This window comes from Pseudomonas sp. CC11G, from assembly GCF_056174845.1.
Genome location: NZ_JBWBZC010000003.1, coordinates 99,281 through 121,265, shown reverse-complemented (window position 1 = coordinate 121,265; position 21,985 = coordinate 99,281). Strand labels below are relative to the sequence as shown.

Here is a 21,985-nt window from a genome sequence, read left to right as displayed (position 1 = left end):
GGTGATATCCGTGGTCTGCGCTACGCTGTTTTTGGCGGTTTTCTGTGATTGTTTCTGTCGTCTGCCGAGCGTTACATGCCTGACCTGTTAGACCTGTACCGGCGCACGCCGGCGACCTACCACGAGATGCTCGACGGCGAGGGAAACCTGCGCGCCCATTGGCGCCGCATGTTCAATCAGCTGCAGCGCAGCAGCGTGCTGCAATTGGCTCAGCGTCAGGCGCTGCTGACCCGGCAGATTCAGGAAAACGGCGTTACCTACAACGTTTACGCCGACCCCAAGGGCGCCGACCGTCCCTGGGAGCTGGACCTGTTGCCCAACCTGCTGGCCGCAGATGAGTGGCAGAAGATCGCCGCCGGTATTGCCCAGCGCGCCAAGCTGCTCAACGCCGTGCTGGTCGACTTGTACGGGCCGCAAACCTTGATATCCGGCGGCCTGTTGCCGGCCGAGCTGATCTACGGGCACAACAATTTTCTGTGGCCCTGCCAGGGCGTCAAAACCCCCGATGACACCTACCTGCATGTGTACGCCGTGGACCTGGCGCGCACCCCGGATGGCCGCTGGTGGGTGACTGCCGACCGTACCCAGGCGCCGTCTGGTGCCGGCTATGCGTTGGAAAATCGGCAGATCGTCTCGCGGGCTTTTCCTGAGCTGTACCGCGATTTGCAGATTCAGCACCTCAACGCGTTCTTCCGCACGCTGCAAGAAACCCTGGCAAGCCAGGCGCCCACCGACGGCGAAGTGCCGCTGGTGGTGCTGCTGACACCGGGGCGTTTCAACGAAAGTTATTTCGAGCATTTGTACCTGGCGCGTCAGCTGGGTTACCCGCTGGTGGAAGGTGGCGACCTCACCGTGCGCGACGCCACCGTGTACCTGAAAACCCTCAGTGGCCTGCGCCGCGTGCACGCCATCATGCGCCGCCTGGACGACGATTTTTGCGACCCGCTGGAGCTGCGTACCGACTCCGCGCTCGGCGTGCCGGGCCTGCTCGAATCGGTTCGCCAGGGCCGCGTACTGGTAGCCAATGCCCTGGGCAGCGGCGTGCTGGAATCGCCGGGCCTGCTCGGCTTTTTGCCGAAGATCAACGAGCACCTGTTTGGCGAAGAACTGCTGCTGCCCTCGATCGCCACCTGGTGGTGCGGCGAGGAGCCGGTGCTGGCTCAGGCGTTGGAAAAGCTGCCGGAGTTGCTGATCAAACCGGCCTTTCCGTCGCAGAGTTTTACCCCGGTATTCGGCCGCGACCTCAGCGAAGCGCAGCGCGAGGCGCTGGCCAAACGTATTCGCAAACGCCCTTACGCCTATGTCGCCCAGGAGCTGGCGCAGCTGTCGCAAGCGCCGGTGTGGCAGGCGGAGAATGGTCAGCTGCAACCGCGCGCCATCGGCATGCGCGTGTATGCGGTGGCCGATGGCGAGGGCGGTTATCGCATTCTGCCGGGCGGCCTGACCCGGGTTGCCACCGAGGCCGACGCCGAAGTGGTGTCGATGCAACGCGGCGGCGCCAGCAAAGACACCTGGGTGCTGGGCGAACCGGCACCGGGCGGCGAAACCAAACCGAACCCGAAAAACCTCGGCGGCCTGGGCCTGGTGCGCCGCGACCCGTACTTGCCGTCGCGCATTGTGGAAAACCTGTTCTGGTTCGGCCGCTATTGCGAGCGCTGCGACGACAGCGCGCGGCTGCTGCGCATCATGCTGGCGCGCTACGTCGAGGGCGATGACCCGCTGGCGCTGCAAGCGGCGGTGGAGCTGGCCGAAAGCCTCAAGCTGCTGCCCGAAGAGGGCGACCTGCACGACCGCTTGCTGGACGCGCTGATGGGCCCAGAGTGGCCGGCCAGCTTGCGCGCCAACTTGCTGCGCTTGCAGTGGGCCGCCTCGCAGGTGCGCGGCAAACTCTCGCGGGAGAACTGGCAGGCGCTGGTGCAGTTGCAGTACGACGCACAGATTCTCGACACGGATGAACCCGACTTCGGCGAGCTGCTGGATTTTCTCAACCGCTTGGTGATGTCGCTGGCGGCGCTCTCCGGTTTTGCCCTGGACGATATGACCCGCGACGAAGGCTGGCGCTTTCTGATGGTGGGCCGGCAGATCGAGCGGCTGCAGTTTCTCGCCAGCAGCCTGGCGGAGTTTCTCCATGGCGTGGCGGTGTTTGATCAAGTGGGCCTTGAGTGGTTGCTGGAGCTGGGCAACAGCAGCATCACCTACCGCTCGCGCTATATGGCGGTGCCGCAGCTGATTCCGGTGCTCGACCTGTTGCTGCTCGACGAGCAGAACCCGCATGCCGTGCTGTTCCAGTTGCGCCTGGCGGTGCGTTCGCTCAGCCGATTGAACGAGGACTTTGCTGCGCCACGGGAAGTGGGCCTGTCGATTCTGGCCGAGCGCCTGGCCGCGTTCGACCTGGGCAGCCTGGAAAATCAATTGTTCGGCGTGACCAGCCTGCGCGCGGTATTGGATGGGTTGGTGGTGTTGCTCAAGCAGGTATCCGAAGCCGCCGGCCACGCCTCCGACCGCTTGGCGCTGCGCCATTTCGCCCATGTGGACGATGTCAGCAAACAGACGGTGTCGGTGTAATGAGCGTGCGCTATCAGATTCTTCACGACACCCATTACCGCTACGACAGCCCGGTATCGCTGGCCCAGCAATTGGCGCATTTGTGGCCACGACCCAGCCCCTGGCAGATCTGCCTCAAGCAGGAGTTGCAGATCAGCCCCGAGCCCACCAGCCGACGTGATGAGCAGGATGTGTTCGGCAACCCGATTACCCGCCTGGCGTTCGAACGGCCGCACGACGAATTGAAAGTGAATGCCCGCCTAGTGGTGGAATTGCGCGAGCAGCCGGTGCTGGATTTTCACCAGTCGCCGGCCTGGGACCACACCCGCAGCGTGCTCACCTACAACGGCAAGCCCAAGCCCGATCCGGTGCTGGATGCCTGCCGTTTTTGCTTCGAGTCGCCCTACGTGCGGCTGAAAAAAGCCTTCTCCGATTACGCCGACAGCTGCTTTCCACCCAGCCGACCGCTGCTGCTCGGTGTGCAGGCGCTGATGGAAAAGATTTTCCGCGAATTCACCTTCGACGCCGAGGCCACCCAGGTCGCGACACCGCTGGTGGAAGTGCTGGAAAGCCGCCGCGGCGTCTGCCAGGACTTCGCCCACCTGATGCTCGCCTGCCTGCGTTCGCGCGGGTTGGCGGCGCGCTATGTCAGCGGCTATCTGCTCACCCAGCCACCGCCTGGGCAGCCACGGTTGATCGGCGCCGATGCGTCCCATGCGTGGGTGTCGGTGTACTGCCCGAAACTGGGCTGGGTGGATTTTGATCCCACCAATAACCTGCGCCCCGCGCTGGAACATATCAGCCTGGCACGTGGGCGGGACTTCTCCGATGTGTCGCCGCTGCGCGGCGTAATTCTGGGTGGCGGTAGCCATGACCCGGATGTGCAGGTGACGGTTATTCCCCTCTGATTCCCTCTGTCCTACGGACTACACCGTCATTCCCGCGCAGGCGGCGGTCCGACGATTCTGAATCCAGAATCGCGAAGAGTGAGCGGCGATGTCTGCACTATCACCGCACCTGGATTCCCGCCTACGCGGGAATGACGGGTGTTTGATTTCCAAAGTAAGCTTTTCCCGAAAACCACGTAGGGCTTGGTTTTTGTTTTATGTGGAACTATAGTGCCAACTCTGTAGGAAACAAAAACTCATAAAAAAAACCGAGCGGAGTCCGCCATGCGTATCGCCACCTTGTCCGTGTTAGCCGTATCCGTGTTGCTTGCCGCTTGCGGCGAGCCGGAGAAACCGGCGGTCACCCACGTCGATTTCCAGAAAGAACTGCAAGCCAAGCTGATCAAGGCCAAGGCCGGTGATGTCATCGAAATCCCCGCCGGCACCTATCAGCTCGACCGTAGCCTGAGCCTCAAAGCCAGCGGCGTGACCATCAAGGGCGCCGGCATGGACAAGACCGTGCTCAGCTTCAAGGGCCAGAAAAGCGGCGCCGAAGGCCTGCTGGTGGATGCCTCGGACTTCACCATCGAAGACCTGGCGTTCGAAGACACCAAAGGCGATTCGCTGAAAGTGGTGGGCGGCAAAAACATCATCATTCGCCGCGTGCGCACTGAATGGACTAACGGCCCGGCCACCGAAAACGGTGCTTACGGCGTGTACCCGGTGCAGACCGAAAACGTGCTGCTCGACGGCGTGGTCGCCATTGGCGCCTCGGACGCCGGCATCTACGTCGGCCAGTCGCGCAACGTGGTGGTGCGCAACAGCCGCGCGGAGAAAAACGTCGCCGGCATCGAAATCGAAAACACCATTGGCGCCGATGTGTACCACAACGTGGCCACCGGCAACACCGGCGGCATCCTTGTCTTCAACATGCCTAACCTGCAGCAGGCCGGCCGCGCCACCCGCGTGTACCACAACCAGGTGCAGGGCAATAACCTCGGTAACTTCGGCCACAAAGGCACCCCGGTCGCCAGCGTGCCGGCCGGTTCGGGCGTGGTGATCAACTCCAACGATCAGGTGGAAATCTTCGACAACGATATCGGCGAGCACAAAACCGCCAACGTTATCGTCAGCAGCTACTTCAGCACCGGCTACACCAACCTCTCCACTGCCGAAGGGTTCGACCCGTACCCGGAAAGCATCTACATCTACGGCAACCGTTTTGGCCCAGGTGGCGACAGCCCGGACAACCTCGAACTCAAGGCCCTGCGCATCAGCCAATTCGGTTTGAGCGGGCACCTGCCGGATATCCTCTGGGATGGCTACGTCAACGCCGACAAGCTCAAGGACGGCAAGCTACCGGCTGACCTGGCGATCTGCGTGGACAACGGCGCTGCCGGGCTGATCAACGTCGATGCACCCAATGGCTACAAGAACATCAGCACCGACATGGCCACCCATAAATGCAGCCTGCCGAAACTCCCGGCCATTGACCTGGCTTCAGCCAAAGCGGGGCAGGGTGCATGAAGCGATGGGGTGTGTTGGTGGGCGCGCTGCTGTTAGCGGCGTGCTCCAAGCAGTCGGCACCGTTGTACTTGCCAGAGGGCGAGAACTACCCGCAAACCCTCAGTGAGTGGGGCATGTTGAAACTCGGTGGCGGGCATTTGCAGCCCGTTGCTGAGGTGACGCCGTATGACCTCAATACGCCGCTGTTCACCGACTACGCGCACAAGATGCGCACCGTGTGGATGCCGGCAGGCGAGGTGGCCAATTACGGCGAAGAGCATTTCGACTTCCCGGTTGGCACCGTGCTGAGCAAAACCTTCTACTACCCCAAGGACGAACAAGGCCGCCTGCTGCGCAACAGCCAGGATGATCGCGACGCCAAAACCGGCCTGGCGCTGGACCGCGTGCACCTGGTGGAAACGCGCATTCTGCTCAAGCAGAAAACCGGTTGGGTGGCGCTGCCGTACGTGTGGGATGAAAAACAGCAGGAAGCCCATCTGGAACTGGCCGGCGACAGTCAGAGCCTGAGCTTGCTGGACGACCAAGGCGCAACCACAGCCGTGGACTACGAAGTACCCGACGCCAACCAATGCGCCGGTTGCCACGAAGAAAGTCACGGCCAGGGAATCAATCCGCTGGGGCCCAAAGCGCGGCACCTGAACAAGGACCTGGTGTACAGCGATGGCACCGCCAATCAGCTGCAGCATTGGCAGCAGAAAGGCTTGCTGAAGGGTTTGCCGGCGGAGTTGGCCGGTGTGCCGCAAAACGCGTTGTGGGGTCATCCAAGGCCGGGTGAAAGCCTGGAGAAACAGGCGCGCAGTTACCTGGATGCCAACTGTGCCCATTGCCATAACCCCAAGGGACCGGCGCGCACGTCCGGGCTGATGCTTAACCTGGCCACCGCCACGGGCATTCACAGCGGGCTGTGCAAACAGCCGGTGGCGGCGGGAAAAGGGTCGGGGGATCGCTTGGTGGATATTCATCCGGGCAAGCCGGATGAATCAGTGCTGATCTACCGCGTAGAAAGCACCGACCCGAGCGTGATGATGCCGGAGCTGGGCCGCTCAGCGGTTCACCACGAAGGGGTGGACGTGTTGACGCGGTGGATAGCGAGTCTGGATGGGGGTTGCTGACGGTATTGGGTTTGCCGGGCGATTCTGGATCCCCGCCTTCGCGGGGATGACGGTGATATCGGCTAAAACCACCGTCGTCCCCGCGTAGGCGGGGACCCAGGTTCGGGTAACTCAGCTACGACGCTGCTGCGCTTCAGCTGCTGCGCTCTTCGCCTTCAACCGAATCAGTCGCGTCATCCTCATCATCGGGCGGCGCCACGCCATGCTCTTGCTCATGCGCCAGCTTGCGCAGGCGTTTTTCTTCTTTCTTCTGTTCCTTGGCTAAATCGCGCTGCTGTTTGGCGAAGGCGTAATTGGGTTTGGCCATGGTGATCCTCTACTGAATTTCGGTGCGCACTGTGTTGATTAAAGCGCACCCACTCTTTTTACGCTGGTATTTCGGGCGCCACCGGGCAAAAGGCGGGGGCCGTGCTAGCGTGTTTGGGGCACTCCACTCAGGCAGGTGATTCACCATGGAAGACACCAACATCGTCAATGTCAGTACGGAGAAGTTCAACGCCCTGACCGCCCTGGCCCAACAGTACGGCGCCGCTTTCGCCATCAAGATCCTCACCGCCATCGCCTTTTGGGTGATCGGTCGCTGGCTGATCGGCTTCGTCGTCGGCCTGGTGCAAAAGTCCCTCAGTCGGCAGAAGGTGGACCCCACCGTGCTGCGCTACGTGGGTTCGTTTATCACCGTCACCCTCAACATCATTCTGGTGATCGGCATCCTTGGCTACTTCGGGGTCGAAACCACCACCTTCGCGGCGCTGCTGGCGGCAGTTGGCCTGGCGATCGGCATGGCCTGGTCGGGCTTGCTGGCGAACCTCGCGGCCGGCGGTTTTATCATCGTGCTGCGGCCGTTCAAGGTCGGCGACTTTATCTGCGCCGGCGGGGTTACCGGCACGGTGATGGAGATCGGCCTGTTCGTCACTGCCATCAACACGCCTGACAACGTGCTGACCCTGGTGGGCAACAACAAGATCTTCTCCGACAACATCCAGAACTTCTCCCACAACCTGTTTCGCCGTGTCGAGCTCAAGGCGCAGATCTCCGGTGCTGCCGATTACCAGGCAGCCATCGCCCTGCTGAAACAGCGCATCAGCGAAATTCCCAACGTGCTCAAGGAGCCGGCGGTGGATGTGGAGATTCTGGAATTCAACTTGCTCGGGCCGGTGCTGGCAGTACGGCCGTATTGCCATAACAACGACTATTGGCAGGTGTACTTCGACACCAACAAGACGATCAAAGACGCCCTCGGCGAGGGCGGCTTCCCGGCGCCGATGCCGGCGCAGACGGTGATCATGCAGCAGCCGGCGTAAGGCTTATTGCGGTTCGCGGTCCACCCATTTCGGGGCGACCGCGGGCTGCCATTCGGCCATCGCCGCAATCAGCTCGCTCGGCGATTCGTTGATCTGCAACATCGCCCGGTGCGGCGCGCGCACGAAGCGCTCTTCCACCAGATGGTCGAGAAAGTCATTGAGCTTGGTGTAGAAGCCGTTCACTTCCAACAGGCCCAGCGGCTTGCTGTGGTAGCCGAGCTGGCCCCAGGTCCAGACTTCGAACAGCTCTTCCAGCGTACCGAGGCCGCCAGGCAGGGCGATAAAGCCGTCGCTCAGTTCAGCCATCCGCGCCTTGCGCGCATGCATGCCATCCACGACTTCCAGACGGGTTAAACCGTTGTGGCCGATTTCCGCACTTTTCAGCGATTGCGGGATGATGCCGATCACTTCGCCACCGGCGGCCAGGGCGGCGTCGGCGACGATGCCCATCAAACCGACCGCGCCACCGCCGTAAATCAGGCGAATACCTTGCTCGGCCAGGGTGCGCCCCAGGTTGATGGCGGCCTCACGGTACACCGGGTTGGCGCCGGGGCTGGCACCACAAAAGACGCATAGCGAACGCAACGACATACAGACCTCCACAGGCAGAAACTGCGGCTAGGGTACTGGCTGCCGGCGTGCTCACCAAGTATCAGACGCCGAGCATTTCATCCGTACAGGTGCCACTGGCGCCACAGGCATAGGCGGCTAGCAAGCTGCGTAACAGGTCATTAAAGATCATGGTCCGGCCCTCGTTAATAGAAAGGCCAAGCTACGCACACGGCGCCCTTGCGGCTGTTTGATTGTGTGCATGGGCGTCATAGCACTTTAGTCGTGCGGCTTTTTGCCTCGCGTTTGCTTGAACCTGACTGTGCTATCAAGCGTCTTTGTAAACGCATGCCCCCTTTTTTGTTGTCGCACCTGCCGTTCGGCGTTAGCGCCAAATTCGGCAGATTACCCGCCCTGCCAAGGAGTTCACCATGCTTCGCAAGCTCGTAGTTGCATCCCTGCTTACCCTCGCCAGTGCTCAAGTGTTCGCCGCCGACTGTTCCGTAAACGTCGACTCCACCGACCAGATGAGCTTCGACACCAAAGAAATCAAAATCAGCAAAAGCTGCAAAACCTTCACCGTTAACCTGACCCATAGCGGCAGCCTGCCGAAGAACGTCATGGGCCATAACGTGGTGATCGCCAAGACCGCCGACATGGCCGGCGTTACCGGTGACGGCATGGGCGCTGGCATCGACGCCAACTACCTGAAAGCCGGCGACGACCGCGTGATCGCCCACACCAAAATCATTGGTGCCGGCGAGAAGGATTCGGTGAGCTTTGATGTGAGCAAGCTGAAGGCTGGGGACGACTATTCCTTTTTCTGCTCGTTCCCGGGCCATTCCTCGATGATGAAAGGCGCGGTTACTTTGGTGGACTGAGGACTCAGTCTTTACACCGTCGTCCCCGCGCAGGCGGGGACCCAGAATCTGTCGTCGAACACCTTTCCCTTCAAAATTCTGGATTCCCGCATTCGCGGGAATGACGGAGGTTTTTACGCCTTACTCAAACAATGCACACCGTCGTCCCAGCGAAGGCTGGGACCCAGAATGGGCCGGCGAACGAAGTTTCCCTGATTCCGAAGCGTCGGACCGCCGCCTACGCGGGAATGACGGTGGTTTTGTTCGGGTTAGCGCGTAAGTGATCCTTAGCGCGAGTCAGTCATCTTGAAAATCCCCTGCGCATTGCTGCTATCAAAGTGCAGATCCAACTCCCCGTCTCCTCATCCACTTCCCGCTGAATAAACTCCACAAACGAGCCCGGCACAGTCCGCTGCACGGTCTGCCCGTGGGCGTCGATAAAGTCGCGCTGCACCTGCACGGCCTTGTAGGCGGTTTGCATCACGCGGCGGGAGCTGGAGATTTCGATGCTGTCTTTCATCGGTCGCAGCAGGGTGCGCTGGTGGTCGACCACCGCTTGTAGATCGCTCACCCGGTCGGTGAGGTGGTTGAAGCGGTTGCCTTCGGTGGCGATCCAGGCCATCTCGGCGCTTTCGCTTAGCAGGGCGTGATAGTCGCTTTCCTGCGCGCTGGAGTGCTGGCAGTCGAAGGCCTGGTACAGCGCGGGCATCAGTTCCAGCGCGTCGGCCAGGGTGCAATGGCGGGATTTCCGCAAGGTTTGCAGCGTTGCCTTGTGCACGGCCGACAGCGGATCACGGCTGGTTTCACACACGCGGGTCACCGCTTTCTGGAAGGCTTCGCTGAAGCGCCCCGGATGCAGCTCCGACACAAAGAACTGAGCGATATCCGCCGGCAGGTCCATTTGCCGATACGCATACCCGGTCATTTTCAGCTTGGTGAGCGGATAGGTGCGCACGTCGGTAAAACCCAGCGGCTCCAGCAGGCGAGTAAACGCGTGGCGACCCCGCGGTAGTTCACCGTTTTCCGGCCAGTCGACGGTGCGAATGGCGCCGTGGTCGAACACCACCTGGCGGCCGTCCTGCAGTTGTTCTTCCACATACAGCCGGCCATTGGGCACCGCATCCACCAGCTTGTGGAACAGACAAAGGTTCAGCGCTTCGGCCAGCCAGGCGCGGTGCAGTTGCTGTTCGTTGTTAGCGAACTGGCTCAGGCCGTCGGGAATGGCGACATGGGCAAACACCCACTCGGCGGCGGCTTCACCAATGGCGGCGGCAACTAGCTGGAAGAGATGGGCATCGCGGGACATGACGAAAAGCTCTGGGCTGAGTGCGAGCCGCTATCAAACCTGTCGCCACGGCAGCGGACAAGCGAAAAAAACTGCCGGGTTCATTCCATAAATTCCTGCTGCTGGCCTAGGCGAGCTGCTCGTTAATCCAGCGCACAAAGTCGCGGACCTTGGGCACCTCGGCGGCGTGTTCGGCAAAGGCCAGGTAATAGGCGCTGTTGCTGGTCAGGCTGTGCTGCCAGGGAATCACCAGCTTGCCTTCGGCCAGCTCCTCTTCCACCAGAAAGCGCGGCAGAAGGGCGACGCCGCAACCCACCTGAGCGGCGCGAATGCACATATAAAAACTGTCGAAACGCGGCCCGTGGTAACTGTGTTCCGTGTGCCGGTTTTGGCTGTGAAACCACTCGTGCCAGGCCTCGGGGCGGGTGGCGTTTTGCAGCAGCACCAGGTCGGTGAGCTGGGTCGGGTCGGTGAACGGCTGCGTCGGCAGTACGCTCGGCGCGCACACCGGCACCATTTCCTCACCGAACAACCGCAAGCACTCGGCACCGGGGCGGGCGCTCTGGCCGAAGTAGAACGCCACGTCGCTGCGGCCCTGGGCCAGTTCGTCCGGCTCCACTTCGTTGAATACATCCAGGTGGATATTCGGATGGCGCAGCCGCCAACCCTTTAATCGCGGCACCAGCCAGCGCGCGCCAAAGGTCGGCAGCGTGGCTACTCGTAGCACTTCGGTTTCGCCGCCGTAGGAGCGCAGGTAGTGGGTGGACATCTCCACCTGGGTCAGAATTTTGCGCACCTCGGCCAGGTACAACGAGCCCGCCGGGGTCAGCTGCAAACTGCGCCGCACCCGGCGAAACAGCAGGTGCTGCACCACTTCTTCGAGCTGCGCCACCTGCTTGCTTACGGCACTTTGGGTGAGCGCCAGTTCTTCGCTGGCGCGGGTAAAACTCAGGTGGCGGGCCACTGCTTCAAAGCATTGCAGGGCAGTGAGCGAGGGCATATGGCGCTTGAGCATGGGCATCGGCCGGCGAGATAACGATTTGGCATTACTAAACGGAATGATGTGTGGAGTAAAGGTCGTTTGTTGGGGGCCGCCAGCCAGCTATTACTGCTGCCATCGAATTCACCCGTTATCCATAAGGTGCCGAACACATGGTTGCTGCATTGCTGAACAAACTGGGCGTTGCCCCGTCGAGTTATCAACAGGGCGCCCATGGCGTTTTTTCTCCCATCGATGGCAGCCAGATTGGCTCGGTGCAGTTGCAGGACGCCGCTTCGGTGCAGGCGCAGATCGGCCAGGCCGAAACCGCCTTCCAGGCCTGGCGCCAAGTGCCGGCGCCGCGTCGCGGTGAGTTGATTCGTCTGTTCGGCGAAGCGCTGCGCGCCAACAAGGCCGAGCTAGGCGAGCTGGTGTCGTGGGAAGCCGGCAAGATCACCCAGGAAGGCCTGGGTGAAGTGCAGGAAATGATCGACATCTGCGACTTCGCTGTCGGCCTGTCGCGCCAGCTCTACGGCCTGACCATCGCCTCCGAGCGCCCCGGCCACCATATGCGTGAAACCTGGCACCCGCTGGGCGTGGTCGGCGTGATCAGCGCCTTTAACTTCCCGGTCGCGGTGTGGGCGTGGAACACCACGCTGGCGCTGGTGTGTGGCAACTCGGTGGTGTGGAAACCGTCAGAAAAAACACCGCTGACCGCCCTGGCCTGCCAGGCGCTGTTCGACGGCGTGGCCAAGCAATTCAGCGATGCGCCGGCCAACTTGAGCCAGGTGATTATCGGCGCCCGCGAGGCCGGTGAAGCGCTGGTGCAGGACAGCCGCGTCGCGCTGGTCAGCGCCACCGGCAGCACCCGCATGGGCCGTGAGGTGGCGCCGGTCGTGGCCGCCCGTTTCGCCCGCTCGATTCTGGAGTTGGGCGGTAACAACGCGATGATCCTCGCCCCCAGCGCCGACCTCGATCTGGCCGTGCGCGGCATTCTGTTCAGCGCCATCGGCACCGCCGGCCAGCGCTGCACCACGCTGCGCCGCCTGATTGCCCACGAATCGGTCAAAGACGAAATCGTCAGCCGGCTGAAAACCGCCTACGCCAAGGTGCGTATCGGCCATCCATTGGAAGGCAATCTGGTCGGCCCGTTGATCGACAAGCAAGGCTTCGACGGCATGCAAGCCGCGCTGCGCCAGGCTGAACAGGAAGGCGGTACGGTCTTCGGCGGCACCCGCCAGCTCGAAGATAAATTCCCCAACGCCTACTACGTCGCCCCGGCCATCGTCGAAATGCCCGAGCAAAGCGCCGTGGTCCGCCACGAAACCTTCGCCCCCATCCTTTATGTACTCGGCTACAGCGAATTTGCCGACGCCATCAAACTGAACAACGACGTGCCCCAGGGCCTGTCGTCCTGCATCTTCACCACCGATGTGCGCGAGGCCGAGATGTTTATGTCGGCGGTGGGCAGCGACTGCGGCATTGCCAACGTGAACATCGGCCCGAGCGGTGCCGAGATTGGCGGCGCCTTTGGCGGCGAGAAGGAAACCGGCGGCGGCCGTGAGTCGGGGTCGGATGCGTGGCGGGCGTATATGCGGCGGCAGACCAACACGGTCAATTACTCTCGCGAACTGCCCCTCGCCCAAGGCATCACCTTCGACTGACTCCTACGGCGGGCGTGCTTTTTTGTAGGAGCCAGCTTGCTGGCGAATGGGGTGCGGCGCAGTTGCTTGGGTTTCCTTCGCGTGGGGTCTGGTTATGCCGTTGAAGCAATCGTGTTTGTGGGAAGAGCTAACGCCGCAGCGGCCAAAGGCCGAGGCGTTGGCGGGCGAGCTAAAGGTTGATGTCTGTGTTATCGGCGCCGGCTTTACCGGGTTATCCACAGCCCTGCATTTGCTGGAGCAGGGCAAGCGCGTGGCCATTCTCGAGGCCTATGAAACCGGGCACGGCGGCTCCGGGCGTAATGTCGGGCTGGTGAATGCCGGCATGTGGATCGCGCCCGACGATGTCGAAGCCGGGCTCGGCGAAGCCGTTGGCAGCAAGCTGGTGGCCGAGATGGGCAACGCACCCTCCTTGGTGTTTTCGCTGATCGACCGCTACGAAATCGACTGCCAGGCTAAGCGCCACGGCACCCTGCATATGGCCCACAACGCCAGCGGCACGTCGGACCTGGAAAGCCGTTGCGCGCAATGGGTGCGTCGGGGTGCGCCGGTGGAAATGATCACCGGCGCTGCCTGCCATGCGGCTACCGGCACCCAACGAATTGATGCCGCCTTGCTCGACCGCCGCGCCGGCACGCTCAACCCGATGGCGTATGTCAGCGGGTTGGCCAAGGCGGTGGTGGGGCTCGGTGGTTTGCTTTATCACCACTCGCCCGTCACTCGCCTTGAGCGCCAAGGCGCCGATTGGCTGGTGGCAACGCCCACTGGCGTGGTCACCGCCGAAAAGGTGGTGCTTGCTTCCAACGCCTACACCGAAGGCGAATGGACCGAGTTGCGACGTAACTTTTTCCCCGGCAGCTATTACCAGGTGGCCTCTGTGCCGCTAAGTGGTGCGGCCGCCGAGGCGATTTTGCCGGGCGGCGAAGGCTCGTGGGATACCCGCCAGGTGCTCAGCAGTATTCGCCGCGATGCCGAGGGCCGGTTGTTACTCGGCAGCCTGGGCAGTGCGGCGAACAAACCGCTGTGGGCCGTGCGCGCCTGGGCCGACCGGATTCAGCAGTTCTACTTCCCGCAATTGGGCAAAGTGGAATGGCAAAGCACCTGGACCGGCACTATCGCTTTTACCCCCGACCACCTTATGCGCCTGTTCGAGCCGGCGCCTGGGTTGGTGGCTGTTACCGGTTACAACGGCCGCGGCGTCACCACCGGCACCGCCGTGGGGCGTGCGTTTGCCAACTATTTGCTGACTGGTTCGCGCGATGCGTTGCCGATGCCGTTTCAACCCATGGACGGCATCAGTGCGCCGGGGCTGCGCAGCGGGTTGTATGAGTTGGGGTTCTCGCTTTATCACGCGGGGCAGTGTTTGCGGGTGGTTATCTAGCGCCGGCCGTTCTAGCTCTATGTGGAAGAGGCTTTAGCCGCGATGCTTTTGATTTTAAAAGCATCGAGGCTAAAGCCTCTCCCACAGGAATTGTGTTTGCTTTAGATGCAACCAGTACAGCTATGTGCTCTTTTTCGTCGTAAATGCGACCCCCTTCGCGCATTCCTCAATCCCTGCACTAGCCTGTATTGGTGCGCGTGCAGGTGATTTGCGCACCAGCGGTGTGCACTTCGGTGACAAGTACAGTTACGACGAGTTGCCCTGATTGGGGTGGCTGGTTGCTATTGCCTGATCGTTAGGTTGCTCTTTATTTTCGCGAAAGGTTGCACCTTGCTGTTTTGCGGGGTTGCACCTGTGCGATTTAGGGCCTTTCGAAACCGCCTGTAACTCCATTCAAAGTTTTTTCGGCAGTTCAAAAGTGTGTGGCACGCGGCTTGCTCAAGGCTCTGTGCCTTCACATAACCCCTCAGGAGCAAAACTCCATGCCTCACAAGAAAACTTTTAAGAAAGGTATTCTGGCGTTCGCGGTTGCCAGTGCTATGAGCCTGACTTCCGTAGCCTTTGCCGATGTCGTTATCGGCGTAGCCGGTCCAATGACCGGTGGTAATGCTGCCTTTGGTGAGCAGCTGTGGAAGGGCGCTGAACAGGCCGCCGCCGATATCAACGCCGCAGGCGGTATCAACGGTGAGCAAATCAAACTGGTTAAAGGCGACGACGCCTGCGAGCCGAAACAGGCCGTAGCCGTAGCCAACCGTCTGGTGGACTCGGACAAAGCAGTCGCCGTCATCGGCCACTTCTGCTCCTCGTCGACCATCCCCGCTTCCGAGGTTTACGACGAAGCCGGCATCATCTCCATTACTCCAGCCTCCACCAACCCGACTGTTACCGAGCGCGGCCTTACCGGCGAGTTCCGTATCTGCGGCCGTGACGACCAGCAAGGCGTGGTGGCTGGCGACTACATCGTCGACAAGCTGAAAAAGACCAAGGTTGCGATCATTCACGACAAAGACACCTACGGCCAAGGCCTGGCAGACGCCACCAAAGCTGAGCTGAACAAGCGTGGCGTGAAAGAAGTGCTGTACGAAGGCCTGACCCGTGGCGAGAAAGACTTCAACGCCCTGGTTACCAAAATCCGTTCGGCTGGTGCTGAAGTCGTGTACTTCGGTGGCCTGCACGCTGAAGCCGGTCCTCTGGTCCGTCAGTTGCGCGAACAAGGTTCGACTGCCCTGTTCATCTCCGGTGACGGCATCGTGACCGACGAACTGGTGACCACCGCAGGCGGTGCGCAATACACCAAAGGCGTGCTGATGACCTTCGGCGCCGACCCGCGCAACATCGCTGACGGCAAGCCAGTCATCGAGAAATTCCGCGCCAGCGGTTACGAGCCGGAAGGCTACACCCTGTACTCCTACGCAGCCGTGCAATCCGTTGCCGCCGCCTTCACCGGCATCAAAGGCACCGACGGCGCCAAGGCCAGCGCCTGGCTGAAGTCCAACCCGGTGAAAACCGTTATGGGCGTCAAAGAGTGGGACAAGAAAGGCGACCTGAAAGTCTCCGACTACGTCATGTACGAGTGGGATGACAAAGGCAAATACCACCAGCAGTAAGAACTAGCTCGGCTAATCGCTCAGGTACTACCCGTACCTGGGCGATTAGTGCTTCTGGGCACTGCTGGCGTTCGATTGCATACGCTGCCGATGGTAGCGTTTGTATCTAGCAGTACCCGTCTATCACTAGAGGCGGCAGGCCGAACCCCAAGGCCCTGACCCCAACAGACGAGACTGCGTCAATGGACGGTATTTTCCTGCAACAACTGATCAACGGGTTGACCCTGGGATCGGTCTACGGACTGATTGCCATCGGCTACACCATGGTTTACGGCATCATCGGCATGATCAACTTCGCCCACGGCGATGTGTATATGGTCTCTGCCTACCTCACGGCCATCGGCCTCGCGGTACTGACCTTTTTCGGTCTCGAATCGTTTCCGTTCCTGATCCTCGGCACGCTGATCTTCACCATTGTGGTGACGGGCGTGTACGGCTGGACCATCGAACGCATCGCCTACAAGCCACTGCGTAATTCCACGCGCCTGGCCCCGCTGATTTCCGCCATCGGCATGTCGCTGATCCTGCAGAACTACGTGCAGGTTTCCCAAGGCGCGCGTCAGCAAGGCGTACCCACCCTATTGGAAGGGGTGATCAAGTTTCATGTGGGCACCGGCTACGTGCAGCTGACCTACACCAAGCTCTTCATCATCATCGTGTCGCTGGTGGGCATGGGTGTTCTCACCTACATCATCCAGAACACCAAGCTCGGCCGTATGTGCCGCGCCACCCAGCAAGACCGCAAGATGGCGTCGATCCTCGGCATCAACACCGACCGCGTGATCTCCTACGTGTTTGTCATCGGCGCCTGTATGGCCGCCCTGGCCGGCATGTTGATCACCATGAACTACGGCACCTTCGACTTCTACGCCGGCTTCATCATCGGCATCAAAGCCTTCACTGCAGCCGTACTCGGTGGCATCGGCTCGCTGCCCGGCGCCATGCTCGGCGGTTTGATTCTCGGCGTGGCCGAGGCGCAGTTTGCAGGCCTGGTGAACTCGGACTTCAAGGACGTGTTCTCGTTTTCCCTGCTGGTAATGATCCTGATTTTTCGACCGCAAGGGCTCATGGGTAAACCCCATGTGGCGAAGGTGTAAGCATGTCGGCAAGCAACTCTATTGATATCAAGCGCTGCCTGATCGACACCGTTCTCGCTGGCCTTATTTCCCTGATCGTTTTCGGCCCCATCGTCGGCATCGTGCTGCAGGGCTATAGCTTCGATCTGCACCCGCAACGCTTGGCCATTCTGGTCGGCATCGTGATGGCTGGGCGCTTCTGCCTGAGCCTGTTCCTGCAAACCGCTCAAGGGCAAAAAATTGCCCATTCCATGCAAAGCAAAGACAGCGGCGTGCACGTGCTGCCGGCCGGCCACAAGTCGGCCCTGCGCTTTGTGATTCCTGTGCTGATTCTGCTGGCGATCTGTTTCCCGTTTTTCGCCAACAAATACCTGCTGTCGGTGGTCATTCTCGGCCTCATCTACGTGTTGCTGGGCCTGGGCCTGAACATCGTGGTGGGCCTGGCTGGCCTGCTTGACTTGGGCTTTGTCGGCTTCTACGCCATCGGCGCTTATGGCCTTGGCCTGGGCTACGAATACCTGGGCCTGGGCTTCTGGGCGATGCTTCCTTTGTCGATGCTGCTGGCCGCATTTGCCGGGGCGTTACTGGGGTTTCCGGTGCTCAGGATGCACGGCGATTACCTGGCCATCGTTACCCTCGGTTTCGGTGAAATCATTCGTCTGGTGCTGAACAACTGGGTGTCGCTCACCAACGGCCCCAACGGCATTCCAATTCCCGGCCCAACCCTGTTTGGCCTGGAGTTCGGCAAGCGCGCCAAAGAGGGCGGCGTTCCCGTTCACGAATGGCTGGGCGTGGCCTATAACCCCAACGCCGAACTGATCTTCACGTTCGTGGTGTTGTTCATCGTCGTAATGGCCGTGCTTTACGTAAAACACCGCCTCACCCATATGCCCGTCGGGCGTGCCTGGGAAGCGCTGCGCGAAGACGAAATCGCCTGTCGCGCCATGGGCCTCAACCACGTGTTGGTGAAGCTGTCGGCCTTTATGATCGGCGCCTCAACCGCCGGCCTGGCCGGGGTGTTCTTCGCTACCAAACAGGGCTTTATCGACCCCTCGTCGTTCACCTTCTTCGAGTCGGCGCTGATCCTCGCGATCATCGTGCTCGGCGGCCTCGGTTCGACCGTGGGCGTGGTGATTGCCGCCTTCGTACTCACCGTGGCGCCAGAGCTTCTGCGCAGCTTCGCCGAGTACCGGGTATTGATGTTCGGCATCCTGATGGTGCTGATGATGATCTGGCGTCCGCGCGGCCTGGTACGTATCAGCCGCAACGGTTACGCGATTCGTAAAGGAGTGAAGCCGTGAGCAACGACGTCATTCTCTCGGTCGAGCATCTGATGATGCAGTTCGGCGGCATCAAGGCCCTGAACGATGTGAGCTTCAATATTCAGCGCGGCTCGATTTCGGCGCTGATCGGCCCAAACGGCGCCGGCAAAACCACCGTGTTCAACTGCCTGACCGGCTTCTACAAAGCTACCGACGGTGACATCACCCTGGACGCCCAGGCCAAGCTCACCAGCGTCGGCAAGATCATGGGCGAACCCTTCGAAGTCACCGACTTCGTGTCGCCGCCCAAGTTTTTCAATCGCCTGTTCTACAAGATGTTCGGCGGCACCCACCTGGTAAACCGTGCGGGCCTGGCCCGGACCTTCCAGAACATTCGCCTGTTCAAGGAAATGTCGGTGGTGGAAAACCTGCTGGTGGCCCAACACATGTGGGTCAACCGCAGCATGCTCGCCGGCATTCTCAACCTGCCCGGCTACCGCCGTGCCGAAGAAAAAGCCCTGGATACCGCGTTCTACTGGCTGGAAGTGGTCGACCTGGTGGACTGCGCCAACCGCCTGGCCGGTGAGCTTTCCTACGGCCAGCAGCGCCGCCTGGAGATCGCGCGTGCCATGTGTACGCGCCCGGAAATCATCTGCCTCGACGAACCGGCAGCAGGTCTCAACCCGGCTGAAACCGAAGCCCTGAGCGGCATCATTCGGCGCCTGCGCGAAGAACACCAAATCACCGTTCTACTGATCGAACACGACATGGGCATGGTTATGAGCATTTCCGATCACATCATCGTGCTCGACCACGGCGCGCTGATTGCCGAGGGCAACCCGGAAGAAATCCGCAATAACCCGAAAGTGATTGCTGCCTACCTGGGCGCTGACGAAGAGGAAGTGGCATGAGTAAGCCGATCCTCGAATTCAAAGACGTCGACGTGTTCTACGGGCCCATCCAGGCCCTGAAAAAGGTCAACCTGCATATCAACGAAGGTGAAACGGTGAGCCTGATCGGCGCCAACGGTGCGGGTAAATCCACGCTGCTGATGTCGATCTTCGGCCAGCCGCGCGCCGGTGGCGGCAGCATCGTTTACAACGGCATCGACATCACCAACAAGAGCTCGCACTTCGTCGCCTCCAACGGCATCGCCCAGTCGCCGGAAGGCCGCCGGGTGTTCCCCGATATGAGCGTCGAAGAGAACCTGTTGATGGGCACCATCCCGATTGGCGCCAAGTACGCAGACGAAGACATGCAGCGCATGTTCGAGCTGTTTCCGCGCTTGCTGGAGCGGCGTAATCAGCGGGCCATGACCATGTCCGGCGGCGAGCAGCAAATGCTCGCCATCGCCCGTGCGTTGATGAGCCGGCCGAAGTTGCTGCTGCTGGATGAACCGAGCCTGGGCCTGGCGCCGATTGTGGTGAAACATATTTTCTCCACCCTCAAGGAGCTGGCGAAAACCGGCATGACCATCTTTCTGGTGGAGCAGAACGCCAACCACGCGCTGCGCTTGTCGGACCGTGGGTACGTGATGGTCAACGGCGAAATCCGCATGACCGGCACCGGCCAGGAACTGCTGGGTAATGAGGAAGTGCGTAACGCCTATCTGGGCGGGCACTGATCACGTACCCCCTCGGGGGCGCGTCTTTTGAATTTCGATACTGTCCCGATGCAGCGTCGCGTTCATCGCGGCTGAAACCGCTCCTACAGGTCTCTCGGCCCCTTGTAGGAGCGGCTTCAGCCGCGAGCTCTTAGCGCCCATGCGAGGGCAGCTGGAGCACACCAACCATGAACACCTTGCGTTTTTTCACCAACGCCGACGTCGCTCGCGCGCTGGATTACGCCCCCCTGATCGAAGCCCTGCGCACCGGCCTGGCCGCTGCCTGTGAAGCCCCTGTGCGCGGTTGCCACGACCTGCCGCACGACGCCAGCCTGCTGCATATGCCTGTGTGGCAGAAGGGCCAAGGCATCGGTGTGAAGTTGGTTACCGTATTCCCCCACAACAGCGCCCGCCAACTGCCCTCGGTGGCGGCGGTGTTCACCCTGTTCGATGATGAAACCGGTCAGCCGCTGGCACTGCTGGAGGCCTCGGAGATGACCGCACGGCGCACCGCCTGCACCTCGGCTCTGGCGGCCGACTATCTGGTGCGCCACGACGCCGAGCGGCTGCTGATTGTGGGGGGCGGCACCCTGGCTGCGCATATGGTGCGGGCCCATTGCTGCGTGCGGCCGTACCGGGAGATTCAGATCTGGGCCCGTAGCCCTGAGAAACTCTCTCCACTAGTGGCCCAGCTGCAGACCGAGGGCTTCCCGGTAAGCGCGAGCAGTGATCTGCAAACGAGCGTTCAGCAGGCCGACAGCATCACCTGCATCACCACCTCGCGCGAACCGCTGGTGCTGGGCGCCTGGCTGCAACCCGGCACGCACCTGGATCTGGTGGGCGCCTTTCTGCCGAGCATGCGTGAAACCGACTCGGCGGCGGTGGCGCGAGCGCGCATTGTTGTGGATACCCGCGATGGCGCGTTGCACGAAGCCGGCGATTTGCTGTTCGCCATTGCTGATGGGGTGATCAGCGAGCAGGCGTTGAACACCGAGCTCAAGGACTTACTCAACGGTCGGGGCCAACGGGCCGACGAGCAGGAAATTACCCTGTTTAAATCGGTCGGTTTCGCACTCGAAGACCTCATCGCTGCACGGGCCTTGTTGGCTCAGCATCCACAGGCCTGAACTGTCCCCAAAAGCTGTGGGGCAATCTGTGGGTAAGGTGGGCAAAGGTAGGATTGAGCCGCTATTCACGGGCCCTGTAGAAAACTGTAGGTTTTTTGTACAGGCGCTGTTTTTGCGTTGATTTCAACGTTAAAACAACGCCTTGGCAGCCCTTTGCGCCTGTAAGGCCGCCATGCGGGGTTAAACCCACAAGTTGCCCCCAACAACTGTGGGTAGTGTTGTGGATAAGCGCGGGAGCAATCGCCAGGCCCCAGCAAACACGCGCTGTTCAGCGCATTGCGCAGTAAACGACCAATCCCCTTGAACCCCGCCTAGCGGCACACACGTGCCCTCCACACAAGGGTTTTCCACCGTGCGCGGTGTTTTCCCCATAAAACAAAATTTGCTGTGGATGTAAGCAGAAAAACCTTGTGTATCGCCCCCGGTTTTGCCCACATCTCCGGGCTGTGGAAAAACTGTCCCCAAAACCTGTGGATAGTTCTGTGGGCAAAATGGGGAAAGGTGCGTTTGAGCCCGTAAATCCGTGGCCTGGCGAAATCTGTAGGTTTTTTGACCAATAGATTTTTTGCTCGCAAATCAGCGAATTACCTGGCTTCCAGGCCATTTGTGCAGTAGCTCGACGGAAAAACTAGCGGCCTGTGGATATAACCAGTGGTTTTGGGCCGCCTGTGCATATCAGGGTAAAACACGCCGCAAAAGCAAGGGTTTTTCGGCTGTGTATCCACAGTTTTCCACCGGGGCTCTGTGCAACTGTCCCCAAAAGCTGTGGGGCGTTCTGTGGATAAGGTGGGTAAAGGTGGCAAGGAGCCCCAATTGACGGGGCCTGGCGCAAACCGTGTGTTTTTTAACCAGACGTCCTTTATCGCATTAAAACAGTGAGTTATTCACTTTCCACGCGGGCATAGCCGCATTTTTACCCAGTTGCCCCCAAAGTCTGTGGGTAGAGTTGTGGATAACGGTGGGAGTACTTGGCGGGAGCCTTGCAGCACTAGGTGTGCGCGAAATCGTACAGGAATTGAGCAGGTGGGAATAAAAGCCGGGAGGGGCACTTATGCACAGCCGGGGTCAAACGATATTCGAGGTTTTTCAGCCGGTTAGTGACCGTTTTCTTGACCGGTTGATAAGTTATCCAAACGGCCTGTGGATCAAACTGTGGATAAGGTGGGCGTAAGCTGTGGGTCGTTGCCGTGAACTTTTTAGAGCGCGTTGTTTGCTCGTGCAAGA

General features: G+C 60.7%; 18 protein-coding genes. 14 read left to right on the top strand and 4 right to left on the bottom strand.

Features of this window, described 5'->3' with window-relative positions; translation table 11 throughout:
- Positions 1-75 precede the first annotated feature (75 nt).
- The 4 genes from AC0V2S_RS05290 (at position 76) to AC0V2S_RS05275 (ending at position 6,070) form a co-directional block, all read left to right on the top strand.
- Positions 76-2,565: a circularly permuted type 2 ATP-grasp protein gene (locus AC0V2S_RS05290; RefSeq protein WP_475508822.1), complete on the top strand. Its 2,490-nt coding sequence runs from the start codon at positions 76-78 to the stop codon at positions 2,563-2,565.
- Positions 2,565-3,452: a transglutaminase family protein gene (locus tag AC0V2S_RS05285; RefSeq protein WP_475508821.1), complete on the top strand. Its 888-nt coding sequence runs from the start codon at positions 2,565-2,567 to the stop codon at positions 3,450-3,452. Before AC0V2S_RS05290 ends, AC0V2S_RS05285 begins: the two co-directional genes overlap by 1 nt.
- Before the next feature lie 264 nt (positions 3,453-3,716).
- Positions 3,717-4,958, top strand: a complete 1,242-nt coding sequence (locus AC0V2S_RS05280; RefSeq protein ID WP_475508820.1) for a parallel beta-helix domain-containing protein — start codon at positions 3,717-3,719, stop codon at positions 4,956-4,958.
- The gene (locus AC0V2S_RS05275; protein WP_475508819.1) at positions 4,955-6,070 is read left to right on the top strand and encodes an SO2930 family diheme c-type cytochrome; all 1,116 of its coding nucleotides are present in this window, start codon (positions 4,955-4,957) and stop codon (positions 6,068-6,070) included. Before AC0V2S_RS05280 ends, AC0V2S_RS05275 begins: the two co-directional genes overlap by 4 nt.
- A gap of 133 nt (positions 6,071-6,203) precedes the next feature.
- Here AC0V2S_RS05275 and AC0V2S_RS05270 read toward each other — a convergent pair whose 3' ends face one another.
- The gene (locus tag AC0V2S_RS05270; protein WP_475508818.1) at positions 6,204-6,377 is read right to left on the bottom strand and encodes a hypothetical protein; all 174 of its coding nucleotides are present in this window, start codon (positions 6,375-6,377) and stop codon (positions 6,204-6,206) included.
- Between the two features lie 145 nt (positions 6,378-6,522).
- On the opposite strand from AC0V2S_RS05270, the gene AC0V2S_RS05265 reads away from it, so the two are divergent.
- Positions 6,523-7,371 (top strand): mechanosensitive ion channel family protein, encoded by an 849-nt coding sequence (locus AC0V2S_RS05265; protein ID WP_475508817.1) that lies wholly within the window; start codon positions 6,523-6,525, stop codon positions 7,369-7,371.
- A 3-nt stretch (positions 7,372-7,374) separates the two neighbouring features.
- Here AC0V2S_RS05265 and AC0V2S_RS05260 read toward each other — a convergent pair whose 3' ends face one another.
- Entirely contained in the window at positions 7,375-7,962 is a 588-nt protein-coding gene (locus tag AC0V2S_RS05260; protein WP_475508816.1) for an LOG family protein, read from the bottom strand.
- Between the two features lie 389 nt (positions 7,963-8,351).
- Here AC0V2S_RS05260 and azu point away from each other — a divergent pair, with 389 nt between their 5' ends.
- Entirely contained in the window at positions 8,352-8,801 is a 450-nt protein-coding gene (gene azu, locus AC0V2S_RS05255; protein WP_475508815.1) for an azurin, read from the top strand.
- Positions 8,802-9,081: 280 nt separating this feature from the next.
- Here azu and AC0V2S_RS05250 read toward each other — a convergent pair whose 3' ends face one another.
- Positions 9,082-10,086, bottom strand: a complete 1,005-nt coding sequence (locus AC0V2S_RS05250) for a 2-oxoadipate dioxygenase/decarboxylase family protein (protein WP_475508814.1) — start codon at positions 10,084-10,086, stop codon at positions 9,082-9,084.
- A 106-nt stretch (positions 10,087-10,192) separates the two neighbouring features.
- A complete protein-coding gene (locus tag AC0V2S_RS05245) occupies positions 10,193-11,080 on the bottom strand; it encodes a LysR family transcriptional regulator (RefSeq protein WP_475508813.1) in 888 nt (295 codons plus the stop codon).
- A 137-nt stretch (positions 11,081-11,217) separates the two neighbouring features.
- On the opposite strand from AC0V2S_RS05245, the gene amaB reads away from it, so the two are divergent.
- From amaB to lhpI, 8 genes are all read left to right on the top strand, one after another.
- The gene (amaB, locus tag AC0V2S_RS05240) at positions 11,218-12,708 is read left to right on the top strand and encodes an L-piperidine-6-carboxylate dehydrogenase (RefSeq protein ID WP_475508812.1); all 1,491 of its coding nucleotides are present in this window, start codon (positions 11,218-11,220) and stop codon (positions 12,706-12,708) included.
- A 94-nt stretch (positions 12,709-12,802) separates the two neighbouring features.
- Entirely contained in the window at positions 12,803-14,086 is a 1,284-nt protein-coding gene (gene amaA / locus AC0V2S_RS05235) for an L-pipecolate oxidase (protein WP_475508811.1), read from the top strand.
- A 482-nt stretch (positions 14,087-14,568) separates the two neighbouring features.
- Positions 14,569-15,693, top strand: coding sequence for a branched-chain amino acid ABC transporter substrate-binding protein (locus AC0V2S_RS05230; protein WP_475508810.1), 1,125 nt, complete (start codon positions 14,569-14,571; stop codon positions 15,691-15,693).
- 182 nt (positions 15,694-15,875) lie between these two features.
- Positions 15,876-16,790, top strand: coding sequence for an ABC transporter permease subunit (locus tag AC0V2S_RS05225; protein WP_108097860.1), 915 nt, complete (start codon positions 15,876-15,878; stop codon positions 16,788-16,790).
- Between the two features lie 2 nt (positions 16,791-16,792).
- A complete protein-coding gene (gene livM, locus AC0V2S_RS05220) occupies positions 16,793-18,070 on the top strand; it encodes a high-affinity branched-chain amino acid ABC transporter permease LivM (protein ID WP_475508809.1) in 1,278 nt (425 codons plus the stop codon).
- Positions 18,071-18,102: 32 nt separating this feature from the next.
- Positions 18,103-18,942: an ABC transporter ATP-binding protein gene (locus tag AC0V2S_RS05215; protein ID WP_475508986.1), complete on the top strand. Its 840-nt coding sequence runs from the start codon at positions 18,103-18,105 to the stop codon at positions 18,940-18,942.
- Complete coding sequence (locus tag AC0V2S_RS05210) at positions 18,939-19,655, top strand: ABC transporter ATP-binding protein (RefSeq protein WP_475508808.1); 717 nt, start codon at positions 18,939-18,941, stop codon at positions 19,653-19,655. The genes AC0V2S_RS05215 and AC0V2S_RS05210 overlap by 4 nt, the downstream gene beginning before the upstream one ends.
- Positions 19,656-19,822: 167 nt before the next feature.
- Entirely contained in the window at positions 19,823-20,761 is a 939-nt protein-coding gene (lhpI, locus tag AC0V2S_RS05205) for a bifunctional Delta(1)-pyrroline-2-carboxylate/Delta(1)-piperideine-2-carboxylate reductase (RefSeq protein ID WP_475508807.1), read from the top strand.
- Positions 20,762-21,985: the final 1,224 nt, after the last annotated feature.

Bases quoted from the DNA above. Each gene is read 5' to 3' on its own strand.
- AC0V2S_RS05290 (WP_475508822.1), top strand. From the start codon at position 76: ATGCCTGACCTGTTAGACCTGTACCGGCGCACGCCGGCGACCTACCAC.
- AC0V2S_RS05285 (WP_475508821.1), top strand. From the start codon at position 2,565: ATGAGCGTGCGCTATCAGATTCTTCACGACACCCATTACCGCTACGAC.
- AC0V2S_RS05280 (WP_475508820.1), top strand. From the start codon at position 3,717: ATGCGTATCGCCACCTTGTCCGTGTTAGCCGTATCCGTGTTGCTTGCC.
- AC0V2S_RS05275 (WP_475508819.1), top strand. From the start codon at position 4,955: ATGAAGCGATGGGGTGTGTTGGTGGGCGCGCTGCTGTTAGCGGCGTGC.
- AC0V2S_RS05270 (WP_475508818.1), bottom strand. From the start codon at position 6,377: ATGGCCAAACCCAATTACGCCTTCGCCAAACAGCAGCGCGATTTAGCC.
- AC0V2S_RS05265 (WP_475508817.1), top strand. From the start codon at position 6,523: ATGGAAGACACCAACATCGTCAATGTCAGTACGGAGAAGTTCAACGCC.
- AC0V2S_RS05260 (WP_475508816.1), bottom strand. From the start codon at position 7,962: ATGTCGTTGCGTTCGCTATGCGTCTTTTGTGGTGCCAGCCCCGGCGCC.
- azu (WP_475508815.1), top strand. From the start codon at position 8,352: ATGCTTCGCAAGCTCGTAGTTGCATCCCTGCTTACCCTCGCCAGTGCT.
- AC0V2S_RS05250 (WP_475508814.1), bottom strand. From the start codon at position 10,086: ATGTCCCGCGATGCCCATCTCTTCCAGCTAGTTGCCGCCGCCATTGGT.
- AC0V2S_RS05245 (WP_475508813.1), bottom strand. From the start codon at position 11,080: ATGCTCAAGCGCCATATGCCCTCGCTCACTGCCCTGCAATGCTTTGAA.
- amaB (WP_475508812.1), top strand. From the start codon at position 11,218: ATGGTTGCTGCATTGCTGAACAAACTGGGCGTTGCCCCGTCGAGTTAT.
- amaA (WP_475508811.1), top strand. From the start codon at position 12,803: ATGCCGTTGAAGCAATCGTGTTTGTGGGAAGAGCTAACGCCGCAGCGG.
- AC0V2S_RS05230 (WP_475508810.1), top strand. From the start codon at position 14,569: ATGCCTCACAAGAAAACTTTTAAGAAAGGTATTCTGGCGTTCGCGGTT.
- AC0V2S_RS05225 (WP_108097860.1), top strand. From the start codon at position 15,876: ATGGACGGTATTTTCCTGCAACAACTGATCAACGGGTTGACCCTGGGA.
- livM (WP_475508809.1), top strand. From the start codon at position 16,793: ATGTCGGCAAGCAACTCTATTGATATCAAGCGCTGCCTGATCGACACC.
- AC0V2S_RS05215 (WP_475508986.1), top strand. From the start codon at position 18,103: ATGATGCAGTTCGGCGGCATCAAGGCCCTGAACGATGTGAGCTTCAAT.
- AC0V2S_RS05210 (WP_475508808.1), top strand. From the start codon at position 18,939: ATGAGTAAGCCGATCCTCGAATTCAAAGACGTCGACGTGTTCTACGGG.
- lhpI (WP_475508807.1), top strand. From the start codon at position 19,823: ATGAACACCTTGCGTTTTTTCACCAACGCCGACGTCGCTCGCGCGCTG.